This is a genomic window from Xylanibacter brevis ATCC 19188, from assembly GCF_000621725.1.
Lineage (GTDB): Bacteria > Bacteroidota > Bacteroidia > Bacteroidales > Bacteroidaceae > Prevotella > Prevotella brevis.
Window position 1 is genome coordinate 161,474 of sequence record NZ_JHXM01000001.1, and the last position, 15,038, is coordinate 176,511.

9 protein-coding genes are annotated in these 15,038 nt (G+C 51.3%); 8 read left to right on the plus strand and 1 reads right to left on the minus strand.

The features are described from left to right. The first annotated feature begins 23 nt into the window (after window positions 1–23). The 5 genes from T433_RS0100525 to T433_RS0100545 all read left to right on the plus strand — a co-directional run bounded on the left by T433_RS0100525 (window position 24) and on the right by T433_RS0100545 (window position 8,448). Entirely contained in the window at window positions 24–2,663 is a 2,640-nt protein-coding gene (locus tag T433_RS0100525; RefSeq protein WP_155808210.1) for a carboxypeptidase-like regulatory domain-containing protein, read from the plus strand. A gap of 99 nt (window positions 2,664–2,762) precedes the next feature. Then, window positions 2,763–3,638: a leucine-rich repeat protein gene (locus tag T433_RS0100530; RefSeq protein ID WP_027454433.1), complete on the plus strand. Its 876-nt coding sequence runs from the start codon at window positions 2,763–2,765 to the stop codon at window positions 3,636–3,638. A 476-nt stretch (window positions 3,639–4,114) separates the two neighbouring features. Continuing rightward, on the plus strand, window positions 4,115–5,620 hold the full coding sequence (locus T433_RS0100535; RefSeq protein ID WP_027454434.1) for a GH3 auxin-responsive promoter family protein: 1,506 nt from the start codon (window positions 4,115–4,117) through the stop codon (window positions 5,618–5,620). Window positions 5,621–5,632: 12 nt separating this feature from the next. Beyond that, the gene (locus T433_RS0100540) at window positions 5,633–7,621 is read left to right on the plus strand and encodes an Ig-like domain-containing protein (protein ID WP_155808213.1); all 1,989 of its coding nucleotides are present in this window, start codon (window positions 5,633–5,635) and stop codon (window positions 7,619–7,621) included. An 8-nt stretch (window positions 7,622–7,629) separates the two neighbouring features. Next, on the plus strand, window positions 7,630–8,448 hold the full coding sequence (locus tag T433_RS0100545; RefSeq protein ID WP_248616451.1) for a DUF3108 domain-containing protein: 819 nt from the start codon (window positions 7,630–7,632) through the stop codon (window positions 8,446–8,448). A gap of 208 nt (window positions 8,449–8,656) precedes the next feature. On the opposite strand, the gene T433_RS0100550 is transcribed toward T433_RS0100545, so the two are convergent. Continuing rightward, window positions 8,657–10,411, minus strand: a complete 1,755-nt coding sequence (locus T433_RS0100550; protein WP_027454437.1) for a sensor histidine kinase — start codon at window positions 10,409–10,411, stop codon at window positions 8,657–8,659. 125 nt (window positions 10,412–10,536) lie between these two features. Here T433_RS0100550 and T433_RS0100555 point away from each other — a divergent pair, with 125 nt between their 5' ends. From T433_RS0100555 to T433_RS14195, 3 genes are all read left to right on the plus strand, one after another. Beyond that, on the plus strand, window positions 10,537–12,402 hold the full coding sequence (locus T433_RS0100555) for an AAA domain-containing protein (RefSeq protein WP_027454438.1): 1,866 nt from the start codon (window positions 10,537–10,539) through the stop codon (window positions 12,400–12,402). Between the two features lie 78 nt (window positions 12,403–12,480). Then, window positions 12,481–14,016 carry an endonuclease gene (locus tag T433_RS15700; RefSeq protein ID WP_052356913.1) on the plus strand — a complete coding sequence of 512 codons (1,536 nt, stop codon included), beginning with the start codon at window positions 12,481–12,483 and terminating at the stop codon, window positions 14,014–14,016. A 25-nt stretch (window positions 14,017–14,041) separates the two neighbouring features. Next, the gene (locus tag T433_RS14195; RefSeq protein WP_081778281.1) at window positions 14,042–15,031 is read left to right on the plus strand and encodes an HNH endonuclease signature motif containing protein; all 990 of its coding nucleotides are present in this window, start codon (window positions 14,042–14,044) and stop codon (window positions 15,029–15,031) included. The last annotated feature ends 7 nt before the right edge of the window (window positions 15,032–15,038 follow it).

Genomic DNA, 15,038 nt, shown 5'->3' on the forward strand with positions numbered 1-15,038 from the left:
TGTAAACGAAACATTATTAGATTATGAATAGAACGATATTACTATTACTGACTTTCTTTGTGCAAATTGTTATTGCACAAACGGGCTACAAGCCCTTGTTGGAAGACGGAAAGGTGTGGACAGTAAATTCTGGTAATGCAATAGATGAGCCTTTGCGGATGATGAAGTTCGTGGTTGCAGGAGATACTGTTTGTGATGGTGAGACATTCAAGAAAATCAACTGGGATTATTATGGCATAATGATGCATAGCAATAAATTAGAGCATGTTGATAGCGGGCTATATTGCTTAATGCAGGAAAAGGACAAGAAGATATATGGCAAACTGAGGGGAGATAAGAATCCTCGCTTGCTTTATGACTTCAGCATGGAGGTTGGTGACACGATGAAGTATGAAGACCGTTATGACAAGTTGCTTCATCAGATATTGTTGACAAAGATCGACACGATAGAAGTAAGGGGGAACTCCTATAGGCGTTTTCATCTTCAAAATCTTGACAGTGGTTACCATGAAGGCTATCAAGATGGTCTTCATTCTTACTATTATGAGTGCTCCGATTTCATTTGGGTAGAAGGTATCGGAAGTCCTGTTGGTTTCCTGAATCCATTCCCTTCCCTACCAGAGTTCTCCATACGTAGTTTCTATTCTTGCTCAGACGACACAGGAGTGTTGTTTTTCAAACATGACTTCTTTACTGATCCCATATCAGAAGCAAATCAGAATGATTACATTACCTCAACATATACTCCCATGACAAGCAACAAAGTGGGGACAGGTGCTCCGGTGTTAGCGACATCGGCAAAGACGAAGTCACAGATCAACTATAGCAACATCCCTGATAATGCCAGAATAGTCAAGATGACATTCCGTGGATATAACGAGGGCGAGAATGTGACACGCCATGCCAAGGTGTATTTCCTCGAAACGTCTCAAGTACTTACACTGGAGACTCCCTTTATATCAACCTCAGATATGACTTGTGTTTTTGACGGAGACTGCGTGATTAAGAAGGGAGGCACTGCCACTCAGCACGAGAACATACTGGAAATAGAACTAAGCCAGCCATTTGTCAGTCATGGCAAAGTATTGTATGTCGTCATGGAACTCTCGGGAGAAACCACGGACACCGATGTATATTTCGAACAAGATACATATACCAAATGCGCCATGGCTATTAGCGATAACCCCAATGAAGATTTGCCCAATAGCTCTATGCTGGGAAATACGCCAAGCGTTGCTTTTACCATCCAAACCCCTATGCAACATCTCTCTGGACGCGTCGTCGATCAAGACGGACAACCGGTTATTGGAGCAAAGGTACAGATGGGACGAGGCGACTATGGTTCGTTTGAAGCCATGTTTGAAGGCACTACTGATGCCACTGGCTACTACGACATCCGGGTGGAGAGCACACAGCCTTACTATAGCATTGCTTGTTCTGCGCTGGGGCATCTGCCTTTTTACTGTAGGGGCATAGATTATGACCAACAGGATATTGCCGAGATGAACTTCAGACTATTTAATCGTGTGACCTACCCCGCTGGCCAGCGCTGCACCATTGTACTGCCCGTGAAGCCCGACGCCACCGCAGGCCGCTATTACCGGTTGTATGAAGAAGTGGCAGACACTTTGTTCTTTATGCGCGAGCCAGAACCAAAGGCAAACATGCCATACCTATTCTTCCCTGAGCGCGACTATCAGGTAGAGGTCAGCAACTTGGATCTGACGCCAAAAACAGTAGAACCCAGCACTCAAGGAGTTTCGTTCTTCGGTATGTATTATAGCAGTGACGTAGGGATCGTGCATGCAGGCAACTACGGAACCTTCATCACTGACAGAACGTTAGGATGTTCGCGAGACACGCTTTGCGGACTACATGCATATTTCAATGCCTACATGACCAGTTGGAAAGCTCTTCAAGAAGAGAACTTCAAGTTCTTTGAGCAGGAGCCTAAGACAGAAGGCTATATCCCGCTATTGAAGGATGGTCGTACATGGAACTACACCAGTGCTACAGGCAATTTCCGCGAATTCATCGATGGCGACACACTGATAGCAGGTGAGACTTGGAAGAAAGTATTCATTGAGAAACCACTCGGCACACCAGCTGTCTATGAAAAGGCGATGCGTGAACAGGGACGAAGAGTATATGCGATGACTCCCCACATCAACAATATCAATGTGGTGAGCTACCTATTTGCCGACTATTCCTTAGACACAGAAGATAAACTCGACGGCACGCTATTGCGACTCTTTTGGGATTTTTACAGATTAACCGTGGCTGAGAAAGATTCTATTCAGTCGTGTGGGCGGCTTTATCCGCAACTAAAACTAGTGCAACATATTCCAAATGAATCTTCAACGGGCAGCACCACATGGATAGAAGGCATCGGAGGCGATTGTGGCATTTATAATGCCGTGCTGTGGTCAAACGGTAACTTGGCAGGATTGTTCGACCCCACGGCAGAGCTATTGACTTGCTATGACAGCGATGTGTGCATCTATAATCGCGATGATGTCAGCGACAAGACCGATGGAATTATTTCACGCAAACTATTCCATTCACAAGGAGAGGAAGCCATCTTCGACCTCCAAGGCCGTCGCCTCAGTCGCATTCCTGAGAAAGGGATGTATATTAAGGATGGGAAGAAGTACGTGAAATAACAGAAGGTGAAATCAGTGGGCCTTACAGAAAAGATTCTCAAAACCCATAAGAATTAAGAATTACATAATTGCACTTATACACCTATTATTTTACGCATTATGAAGAAAATACTTATACTATCCATTGTATTAAACGTATTCTTCTCCCTAAACATATTTGGAGAGGGAGAGGGCGTTCTTATTGACGGTCTTTATTATGTATTATTTGAGGAATCTGACGAAGCGATAGTGGCCAATGGGAACAATACGTGGAACGGAGAATTGAGAATTCCTGAAAAAATAACCTATAATGAAAAAGACTATACGGTAGCATATATAAAATCGCTGGCCTTTATGAATTGTAATGGGTTAACAAAAGTGTTCATTCCCTCATCAATCAAGGATATATTGCACGTCTATCAAAATCTGGACAGATATAAGAATCCCTTTATATATTGTATAAATTTAGATTCAATAAACGTTGATCACGACAACCAGTATCTTACATCACAAGATGGGGTGTTATTCGATAAAGAAAAAAAAGAACTATACGCCTACCCAAGTGGAAATAGCCGAGTGTCTTACAACGTTCCTGAGGGTACAACAAAAATTTACGATCTAGCCTTTGAGGGAAGTAAGAACTTAGCATGTATTCAAATACCCACTTCTGTGAACAGAATTGGCGGCAGCGCTTTTGCTGGCTGCACATTAGACGCCCTTGTCATTCATGGCATTCTTAAAGATGATATCACGCAAGACATATTCCAGTATATGGATACATCAACGGTAATCTATACTCAAATCTGTCAAATTGAAAAAATCCAAAAGATCTATAAAGGTAAAGTTCTGCCATTATCAGATTATAGTTTGCGGATTTCAGAATTGCACCAATTGAAAGGAAATGAGACAATCATCGACCTCCAGGGCCGTCGCCTCAGCCGCATTCCAGAGAAAGGGATGTATATTAAAGATGGGAAGAAGTACGTTCAGAAGTAGAACAAAGCCACAATGCCATCGAAAAATGACGGTTTGACGCATGAAAAGTGGCGGTTTGACGATGCAATACCTTTGGTTTGATGATGTCATTCGGTAAGTTTTACTCCGCATCCAGCCCCTGAAAAGGTCAAATCCAGGGGCTGGATGCGGTCGTTTCAGCCCCTAGACGCGGTCAGTCCAGGGGCTGAAAACAGGCTTTCCAGGGGCTGGAACAGAAATGATTGTTTGGGTTTTAGACTTCAGAACTGCAACTTTCAGACTCTAAAACCACTACTCCTATACTTTAAAAATAATGCTCCAAGACTCTGGATTGGAAACTCTCCCTCGGAAAATTGCAAATTAATTTGCTTTTTCGCTCACTTAATCGTACCTTTGACAAAAATGTCGAAGATACTCACGCTCGACAAAAAAAGAATAAAATTCTTTGTTTTGTACTCGCTTATTCGTACCTTTGAAAAATATTAACAAAAGAACAAATGGATTTTACAGGAATAGCAAGAATGGTGTTTGCTTCGAGAGCGCGAGAGATAGAGCGCTACAACAACGAAGCAGAGGCACTGCAGAGAGCAGCGCTCAATCATTTATTGGACAAAGCTAAGGATACGGAATACGGACGGAAACATATCTTTGCCGCCACCCGTGGCTACGAGGACTTTGTGAAGAACACACCCGTGAACACCTACGAGGAACTGAAGGGCGACATAGACCGCATGCGCCATGGTGAAAGCGACGTGCTGTGGCCCGGACGAGTGAAGTGGTATGCCAAATCGAGCGGCACTACCAACGACAAGTCGAAGTTCATACCCGTGAGCCCCGACGGACTGAAGCGTGTGCACTACCGTGGTGGTACCGATGCCGTGGTGCTCTACTTGAGAAACAACCCACAGAGCCGCATGTTCAGTGGCAAAGGCCTGATACTGGGCGGCAGTCATGCGCCTAACTACAACCTGCCGGGCTCGCTGGTGGGCGACCTTAGCGCTATCCTGATAGAAAATATCAACCCCATGGTGAACCTATTTCGCGTGCCTGCAAAAGAGACTGCCCTGCTGAGCGACTTCGAGATCAAGCGCGACCGCATTGCCAAGGAGGCCATGACCAAAGACGTGACCAACCTGAGCGGTGTGCCCTCGTGGATGCTCTCGGTACTGAACCGCGTGATGGAACTGTCGGGCAAGCAGCACCTGGAAGAGGTGTGGCCCAACCTGGAGGTGTTCTTCCATGGTGGCGTGGCCTTCACGCCCTACCGCGAACAGTATCAGCAGCTCATCACCTCGCCACGCATGCACTACATGGAGACCTATAATGCCAGCGAGGGCTTCTTCGGATTGCAAGACGATCCTGCCGACAAGTCGATGCTGCTGATGATAGACTATGACGTGTTCTACGAGTTTCAGGAGATGGGCACCGACAACATCGTACCTCTGTGGGGCGTGGAGAAAGGCAAGAACTATGCCATGCTGATCAGCACCTCGTGCGGTCTGTGGCGCTACATGATTGGCGACACGGTGATGTTTACCTCTACCAATCCCTATAAGTTTATCATCTCTGGTCGCACCAAATACTTCATCAATGCCTTCGGCGAGGAGCTGATACAGGATAATGCCGAACAGGGACTGGCCTATGCCTGCGAGAAGACTGGCGCACAAGTGCTGGAATACACCGCTGCCCCCGTATTTATGGACCAAAACGCTAAGTGCCGCCACCAGTGGCTCATAGAGTTCTCTACACCACCTGCCGACATCAACGAGTTTGCCTCGATACTGGACCGCAAGTTGCAGGAGCTGAACAGCGACTACGAGGCCAAGCGCTACAAAGACATCACCCTGCAACCACTGGAGATTGTGGTGGCACGCCAGGGACTGTTCAACGACTGGCTGAAGGCTAAGGGAAAACTGGGCGGACAGCACAAAGTGCCCCGACTGAGCAACGAACGCAAACATATTGAGGAGTTACTGGCTCTTTCATCGGAAGATGAGAGATGATAGATGAAAGATATGATTAGATTTAACAATAAGAGCCAACGGAAAGGTGTGTTTGGGAATATGGTAATCATATCTCTCATCTTTCATCTTTCACTTTTGGGTGGGATCTTCTCTTCCTGCGCCCGCATGGGCAGCCCAGACGGCGGCTGGTATGACGACACACCACCACGCGTGGTGAGCGCCTCGCCAGCAGAAAACGGGGTGAACGTGAAGAGCCACAAGGTGGTGATCAACTTCGACGAGTATATCAAGGTGGAAGACATACAGAACAAGGTCATCGTGTCGCCACCACAACTAGAACAGGCCGACATCAAGGCCACGGGCCGACGCATCGTGGTGGACCTGAAAGACTCGCTGAAGGCCAACACCACCTACACCATCGACTTCAGCGATGCCATCACCGACAACAACGAGGGCAACCCCATGGGCAACTATACGTTCAGCTTCTCTACCGGCACACAGATAGACACTCTCGAGGTGAGCGGCTACGTGCTGAACGCAGAGAACCTGGAGCCCATGAAGGGGGTGCTGGTAGGACTGTATCAGAACTTTGCCGACTCGGTCATTCACCGAGAGCCCATGATGCGCGTGTCGCGCACCAACGGCAGCGGACGCTTCACGGTGAAGGGCGTGGGCCCAGGTACCTATCGCATCTATGCGCTGCAGGATGCCGACGGCGACTTCCTCTACGGACAGAAGAGTGAATACATGGCTTTCTCGCACGACAGCATCGTGCCCAGTTGCATGCAGGACATGCGCCAGGACACCATCTGGCGCGACTCGCTGCACATAGCCAACATCGTGAAGGTGGGCTACACGCATTTCCTGCCCGACGACGTCACACTGCTGTGCTTCCAGGAGCCACAGACCGACCGCTTCCTGCTGAAGACCGAGCGCAAGGAGCCCAACCGACTGGACTTCTACTTCACCTACGGCAGTGACTCGCTGCCCGTGCTGAGGGGACTGAACTGCAACCTGGACGGCACCGTGATACCGGAATACTCGCTGAAGAACGACACCATCAGCTACTGGCTCAGCGACACCACGCTGGTGAACCAAGACACGCTGTTGGTGGAGTTCAGCTATCTGGCAACCGACACGCTGGGACAACTGGTGCAGCGCACCGACACGCTGGAACAGATTGCCAAGACGCCCTACGCCAAACGACTGAAGGAGCAGCAAAAGGCCTTTGAGAAATGGAAGAAAGAACAGGAGAAGCGCAAGAAACGCGAGGAGCCTTACGACACCATCATGAAGCCCAAGGCACTGGAGGTGAAGATCAACGCCAACCAGAGCATCAGTCCGCTACACGTGCTGCGCTTCGAGATGCCTGAGCCACTGGCACACTGCGACACTAGCCTTGTGCACCTCTATTCAAAAATAGACACCGTGTGGTATCGCACACCCCACGACTTCCGACAGATTGGCACCCGCATCTACGAGATGGACGTGGACTGGCGACCCGACACGGAATATAGTCTGGAGATAGACACGGCGGCCTTCGAGGGCATCTACGGACAGGTATCAAAACCCATCAAGCAGGGCATCAAGGTGCTGAACGACGACGCCTTCAGCACGCTGACCGTGGAGATTAGCGGTGCAGAGAGCGCCGACTCGGTGGTGGTGCAGCTGATGGACAACAGCGACAAGGTGAGACGTCAGGCGGTGGCTCACGGTGGTCAGCCTGCTGAGTTCTACTACTTGCAGCCTGGCAGCTACTACCTGCATGCCTTCATCGACAAGAACGGCAATGGCATCTGGGACACCGGTCGCTACGACGACGACTTGCAGCCCGAGCCCGTGTTCTACAACCCCGAGATAGTGGAGTGCAAAGCCAAATGGGACGTCTCGCGACAGTGGAACCTCACATCACTGCCCCGCTACAAGCAGAAGGCAGCTGCCATCACCAAGCAGAAGCCCGACAAAGAAAAGCAACTACGTAACCGCAACCTTGACCGAGCCAAGAAGCTGGGCAAGGAGTATATTGATAATATTAAATAATATAAGGTATGATAAAGAGAATCATTTTTACCGCTATCATAGGCATGATGAGCATCATCAGCGTGAATGCACAGTCGTGCGGCATTGAGAACAAGGCCTTCAAATCGGGCGAGTTCCTGGTCTATGACCTCTACTTCAACTGGAAATTTGTGTGGGTGAAGGTGGGCTCGGCCTCTATGTCAACCATGGAGTCGCGCTATGCCGGCAAGAAGGTGTTTCGCAGCAGTCTGACCACACGCGGCAACCAAAAGTTGGACGGCATCTTCGTAATGCGCGACACGCTGCTGTCCTACTGTGATGCTGCCACGCTGGCTCCCGTGTATTTCCGCAAAGGTGCCCTGGAGGGTAAACGCTACTACGTGGACGAGCTGTGGTACAGTTATCCTGGCAACAACTGCCGACTGAAGATGCACCGCATCGATGCCGACGGCGAGCAGCACTGGATCAACAAAGAATATACGGATTGTGTTTACGACATGATGAGCATCTTCTTGCGTGCACGCAACTTCGACGCGTCGAAGATGAAGAAGGGCGACATCATCCCCATGCCCATCAGTGACGCCCGCCGCCTGACGAACTCATGGCTCAAATACCGTGGCAAGGAGAACTTCAAGGTGGATGGCACCGGCGAGAAGTTCCGCTGTCTGGTATTCTCGTTCTACGAGAAAGAGGACGGCAAGGACCACGAGCTGATCCGCTTCTACGTGACCGACGACCAGAACCATCTGCCCGTCAGACTAGACATGTTCCTCAGCTTCGGCTCTGCCAAAGCCTTCCTCAGAGGCTATAAGGGCGTTAGGAATCCGATGAGCGCGAAAATAAAATAACTTTTCGGGCGAAAAGTTATTAGATGAAAGATGAAAGATGAGAGATATGATTACTTTCTGCGCTAAGTGAAGCATATAAGTCTAATCATATCTCTCATCCTTCATCTCTCATCCTTCATCTCTCATCCTTCATCTCTCATCTCTCATCTCTCATCTTTCATCTCTCATCTTTCATCTCTCATCTTGCGGCAACGCCGCACCTCTCAGTTCACGCATACACCGGCAGCGTAATCACAAAGCGGGCACCTTGGCGATAGGTAGTGTCCAGAGAGACGACGCCACCCAGGTGCTTCACCAAGACACGACAGAGGGAGAGGCCAAGGCCAAGACCCTCCTTAAAGTCGTCGAGCTTCACAAAGCTCTCGAAGATACGCTCGGCATCGACCTCAGAGACACCGATGCCCGTGTCTGTCACCGACATAATGAGCTGACGCTCGTCGAGCTGGGCTGCCAGCGTGATCGTACCAGCAACGGTATATTTCTTCGCATTCTCTATCAGGATGTTGAGAACGCGCTTAAGCACCTTCGCATTGGAACGGAAGGCAAAGTTCTCGTCAACCATGCACTCCACCGTTATCTTGATCTTCTCGCTCAGCTGTTCGCTGTTCTCGGCCTGCACCGCATGAAGCAGCGGGCACACCTGCACCACATCGTTTTTGTCGATACTGGTGGTGGACTCGTTTTCTGAGAGTTCCAATATCTCATCTACCAGCGAGGTGATGAGCTCCGTGTTCTTGGAAATCATCTCAGCATGCATGCGGCGCTCCTCAAGACTGGGTTGCATGGTGGGATCGGTGAGCAACTGCGAGAACCCGCTGACGATGTTCAGCGGTGTGCGTATCTGATGGCTCACGTTTCTGATGAACGCACGCTTCATCTTGTCGCTCTCCAGCGCATGCTCGTAGGCCGACCTCAGCTGTGCCGTGTGGCGGCGCCGGCTATTGACGATATAGAACAAGGCTACCACCAGCATGAACAGCAATACAATGATCACCGTGAGGCCAATCATCCTGGCGCGTGCCACCTCACGTTCGCGCTCATAAGACGCCATGTCGTCCTGCAGACCCTGCATACTGTTGATCAGCACCACATTAGTAATAGAGTCGTTGGCCACCATCAGGTCGTTGAGCGCATTGAAGGCCTTCTCCCACATACCCGCCTTCTCGTAGATGATGGTGATGGCTTCATGACCGTCGTCGCCCAACTGGCGGGCCATCTCTACAGCCTTCTCGGTGTTGCCAATGGCAGCTTCGTGATAAGCCTCCACCAGGCGGCCGTGCACAGAGCTCTGTCCTTCCTCCACACCTTTGCGGTAAACCTCGTAGCCTTTCATAAAGAGGTCCTTCTTATCTGCCGAGAAGTAGCTCACCGTCTTACGCGTATCGATATCAAAGACGCGCTCGGGCGAGTACTTGACGGCTATCTCGCGGGCCTTGTCGAGCAGGCTCAGGGCCTCTTCGGCATTGTCGGTCAGCGTCAGATTGACAATATTCATATAGATAGGGGGCATGCTCTCATAGTAGCCCTGCTTCTCCATGCGCTCTATCACCTCGCGGAAATTAGCCTTGGCCGCCTCGATGTTGCCACAATAGCTGTTGATATGGCCCATCATGTTGACGGCCATATACATCTCGCTGTCCAGCTTCTTCTCCTGCAGTTCGGCAATGAGCTTGCGCGACAGCTTATAGGCTTCGAAGATCTGCTGGCGGTTCATCAGGAAGATGATCTCGTTACACCGCTGGGTGTAGTAGCCATGCAGGTCGTCGTGCGCCAAAAGATAGTTTTCAAGATCACTCAGCGCCGCATAGAAGTGAATGCTGTCATCATTATTAAAATAATACACCAGCGTGTCGCGCAGTGCAACATACTTAGGATCCTTATTTTTCTGAGGTTGTGCGTGGACTATGCCTACGCTGAGGCAAATAGCCAGTAAGGTTATTACTATCGATTTAAAGCTCATCATAAACTCATTAGGTAAGATTATATTCGCTTGCAAATATACGAAAAGTTTCTTATATGACAATAAAATGACATGTTAATTTTTTGATTCGCTTGTCTATTTCACTCATTTTTAGTACTTTTGCACTGATGAACGAGACGCTATCACCCATTTTGGAACTCCAACAGCAACGCCTTTTGCTGCAGATGGAGTATGACGAGGAGAAGAAGGCCTTCCAGGAGCATACCAAGACCATCGGCATGCTGCGACGCGTGAGTCGCGGTGATGCCTGGATGCCGCTGCGACTGGGCAAGAGCTACTACAACTCGCTGAACCAGTTGTGCGTGGAGGTGTATCGCAACACGGAGGACGACACCGACCACAACTTTGAGTTTGGCAAACCCGTGCAGTTTTTTGTGCAGCGCGAGAAAGACATGCACTTCTTCTCAACGCCCGGCACGGTGAGCTACGTGGATGGCGACCGCATGGTGGTGGCCGTGCCCGACAAGTTTCCCGTGGCCGACCTGCAGGTGAGCGACGGGCAGCTGGGCGTACAGCTGTTCTTCGACGAGACCAGTTACCGACTGATGTTTGAAGCGCTGGAGCGCACCATGCGCGCCAAAGGGCGCCTGGGCTACCTGCGCGACCTCTTTTATACGCGCCAGAAGGCAGAGACGTTCTCGTTTCCCGACATGGGGTTCCCCTACCTCAACGCCACGCAGGAGCACGCCGTCAACGAGGTGCTGCGTGCCAAGGACGTAGCCATCGTTCACGGACCACCGGGAACAGGCAAGACGACCACACTGGTAGAGGCTATCTACGAGACCTTGCGCCGCGAGAGTCAGGTGCTGGTGTGCGCTCAGAGTAATATGGCGGTGGACTGGATCAGCGAGAAACTGGTGGACCGCGGCCTCAACGTGCTGCGCATAGGCAACCCTACACGTGTGGACGACAAGATGCTGTCGTTCACCTACGAACGACGCTTCGAGGCACATCCCGACTACCCACAGCTGTGGGCCATCCGCAAGGCCATACGCGAACTGCGGTCGCAACGCAAGCGCAGCGACAACTGGCACCAGAAGATGGACCGTCTGAAAAGTCGTGCCACCGAGATAGAGATACGTATCAACGCCGAACTGTTTGGCGAAGCGCGCGTCATTGCCTGTACGCTGGTGGGCTCGGCCAACCGCCTGCTGGACGGCATGAAGTTCGGCACACTGTTTATCGACGAGGCTGCCCAGGCACTCGAGGCGGCCTGCTGGATACCTATCCGCAGAGCCGGACGCGTCATCTTTGCCGGCGACCACTGTCAGTTGCCCCCCACGGTGAAGTGCTACGAGGCGCTGAAGGGCGGACTGGGACGCACGCTGATGGAGCGCATCGCCAACCTGAAGCCCGAGGTAGTGACACTGCTGCGCATCCAATACCGCATGCACGAAGACATCATGCGCTTCTCGAGCGACTGGTTCTACCACAACCAGATGGTGTCGGCACCCGAGGTGAAGCACCGCAGCATACTGGATCTGGACCTGCCCATGACGTGGATAGACACGTCGCAGTATGAAGGCAAGGAGGAGTTTGTGGGCGAATCGTTCGGACGTGTGAACAAGACCGAGGCCGAACTGACGCTGCTGTCGCTGCAGGCCTACTTCGAGATGATTGGCAAGGAGCGCATCCTGGACGAACGGCTGGACGTGGGCATCATCTCGCCCTATAGAGCACAGGTGCAATACCTGCGCCAGCTGGTGCGCAAACGTGAGTTCTTCAAGCCATTCCGCCACCTGATCAGCATCAACACCGTGGATGGCTTCCAGGGACAGGAGCGCGACATCATCATCATTTCGCTGGTGCGCTCGAACGACGAGGGGCAGATAGGCTTCCTGCGCGACCTGCGCCGCATGAACGTGGCCATCACCAGAGCCCGCATGAAGCTCATCATCCTGGGCGACCGCCACACCATGACGAAACACCCGTTCTACCGCAAGCTGTGGGATTATATCGCAGCACTGAGATAATTTTCGGGCAATTGTTTCGCCATTACAAAATTAATCCTTACTTTTGTAGGCTGAACCTTTCTAAAAATAGATACGACTATGAAGAAAACGCTACTCTGTCTGGTAGCCTGGACCATGACGATAGCCATGGGTGCACAGGCGCCCCACAACACTGGCACATACTATGCAAGCGCTCATGGGAAGAAAGGGGCCGAGCTGAAGACGGCTCTCTACGAGATTATCAACACGCCTGCCGTGGTGGACTACGACTCACTGTGGCATGCGTATCATTTCACGGACGCCATACCCACAGACACGGTGCCCATCATTTGGGACATGTACTCGTGTAAGTCGGCCTACTCTATCTACACCACGCTTCATAGAAACGGGAAATTGGGCACCGACCCTGAGGGCACAAAAGGTTTCCAGCGCGAGCACTCCATGCCAAAAAGCTGGTTTAACCCTGCAGCTAAGAGCGGAAGCAGCTATACCTACAAGGACATCAAACCCATGTATTCAGACATAGTACACGTTATCCCGGCAGAAGGTATCGTCAACAATAAGCGCAACAACAACCCCTACGGCACCAACAACGGTGAGTTTTACACCTCGGAAGAAGGTTTTAGCAAGATGGGAGCTTGCACCTTTTCGGAGGATTACAAGGGTCGCTGCTTTGAGCCCAACGATATGTACAAGGGCGACCTGGCCCGCATCTACTTCTACATGGTGACGGCCTACGAGAAGAGACAGCCCACATGGAGCAGCACGCGAGATAGCGTTGGCGACCACTGCGGCACGTGGACGGGAGCCATGTTCAACCTGACAGACGAGTCTGTCTATCAGCCTTTTGCCCCGTGGGCCCTCGACATGCTGATGCAATGGTCTAAGCAGGACCCCGTGAGTCAGAAAGAGATTGACCGCAACGAGGCCGCCTACCGACTGCAGGGCAACCGCAACCCCTTTGTGGACTATCCCGGCCTGGAGGACTATATCTGGGGAGAGAAGAAGGAGACGGCCTTTGACTATGGCGGCGAACCGGTGGCCGACGACCAGACGGTGGCCTCCGACTGCACCATCCCGCTGAACGAAATGACGTTTGGCACCGACTGGAGCAGCACGAACTATCTGCGCGACTACTTCGAGCGCATACCCATATCGGTAGAGCAGGACGGCATCGACCTGACGTTCTCCTACGGCATTGAGGGCCTTCGCATGTACTGCGACGCCACGCAGATTCGCTTGTACAACAATAACAAGTTGACCTTCAAGGCGCGCCACAACGGCCTCAGCCGCATTGAGTTCGTGGTGCCCGAGAAGTCGGCCGACAAAGAGTTCATCCCCACGGTGGGCGAGATGACCGGCAACGTGTGGACGGCACCGGCAGACACGCTGGTGAGCTGCGTGGAGTTCACATCGACCTACACCGGCAATTACCCCGTGAGCAATGCCAACAAGCACATCCAGATAGAGCAGGTACTGGTGGAAGTGGTGAACAAAGCAGGCTTAGACCACATCACTGCAACGACCAAGCAGCGCCGCCATCACGTCTATAATATGTATGGCATGCGGATGGACGAGCGCCATCTGCGCCCAGGTATCTTTATCTCTAACAACAGGAAGTATATCATCAAATAACCAATTGTAAAAAAAGCCATCGACTATGAGAATAGCTGAAAGATTTACGGCCATGATAGCACTGGTGCTGACCAGCATCAGCCTGTGGGCACAAGGGCCCAACAACTCTGGCACTTACTATCAGAATGCCGACGGAAAGAAAGGTCAGGAGCTGAAGACGGCACTTTGTGGCATCATCAATCCACATACAGAACGTACCTACGGAAACCTCTGGATTGACTTCCGCACTACCGACGTGCGTGAAGACGGAAAGGTATGGGACATGTACTCGAGCATCACGAACTACGAATTTGGAACGGACCAGGCAGGAAATTTCTCGAAGGAAGGCGACAAGTACAACCGCGAGCACTCTTTCCCTAAGAGTTGGTTTGGCAGTAATTCACCCATGTACACCGACCTGTTCCACCTTTATCCCACCGATGGTACGGTAAACGGAAAACGCGGTAACTTCCCCTTTGGCGAGACCGACGGCAAGGACTACAAGTCGGCAGGCAACTTCAGCAAGCTTGGCACGTGTACTTACCCCGGCTATACGGGAACGGTATTCGAACCGAACGACGAGTATAAGGGCGACTTTGCACGCACCTACTTCTACATGGTGACCTGCTACGAGGAGAAACTGGCCGGCTGGTACACCAACAACGCGGAGTCGCGCCCCACACTGGACGGCAACACCTATCCCGGACTGAGCAGTTGGCAACTGGAGATGCTGATGAAATGGGCCAAGAACGACCCCGTGAGCGAGAAAGAGACCAACCGCAACAATGCCGTCTTTGGCATTCAGGAGAACCGTAACCCCTTTATCGACTATCCCGGACTGGAGGAATATGTATGGGGCGACAAGACCACGGTGGCCTTCAGCTATGACAACTATGGCAACACAAACGGCATCTACCTGGTGAACAGCACGCTGAAGAGGGCGACAAAGGGCACATTCAACCTGCAGGGACAGCGCATCAAGAGTCCTGCAAAGGGCCTCTACATCATCGACGGCAAGAAGGTCTTCGTCAGATAAGCACACA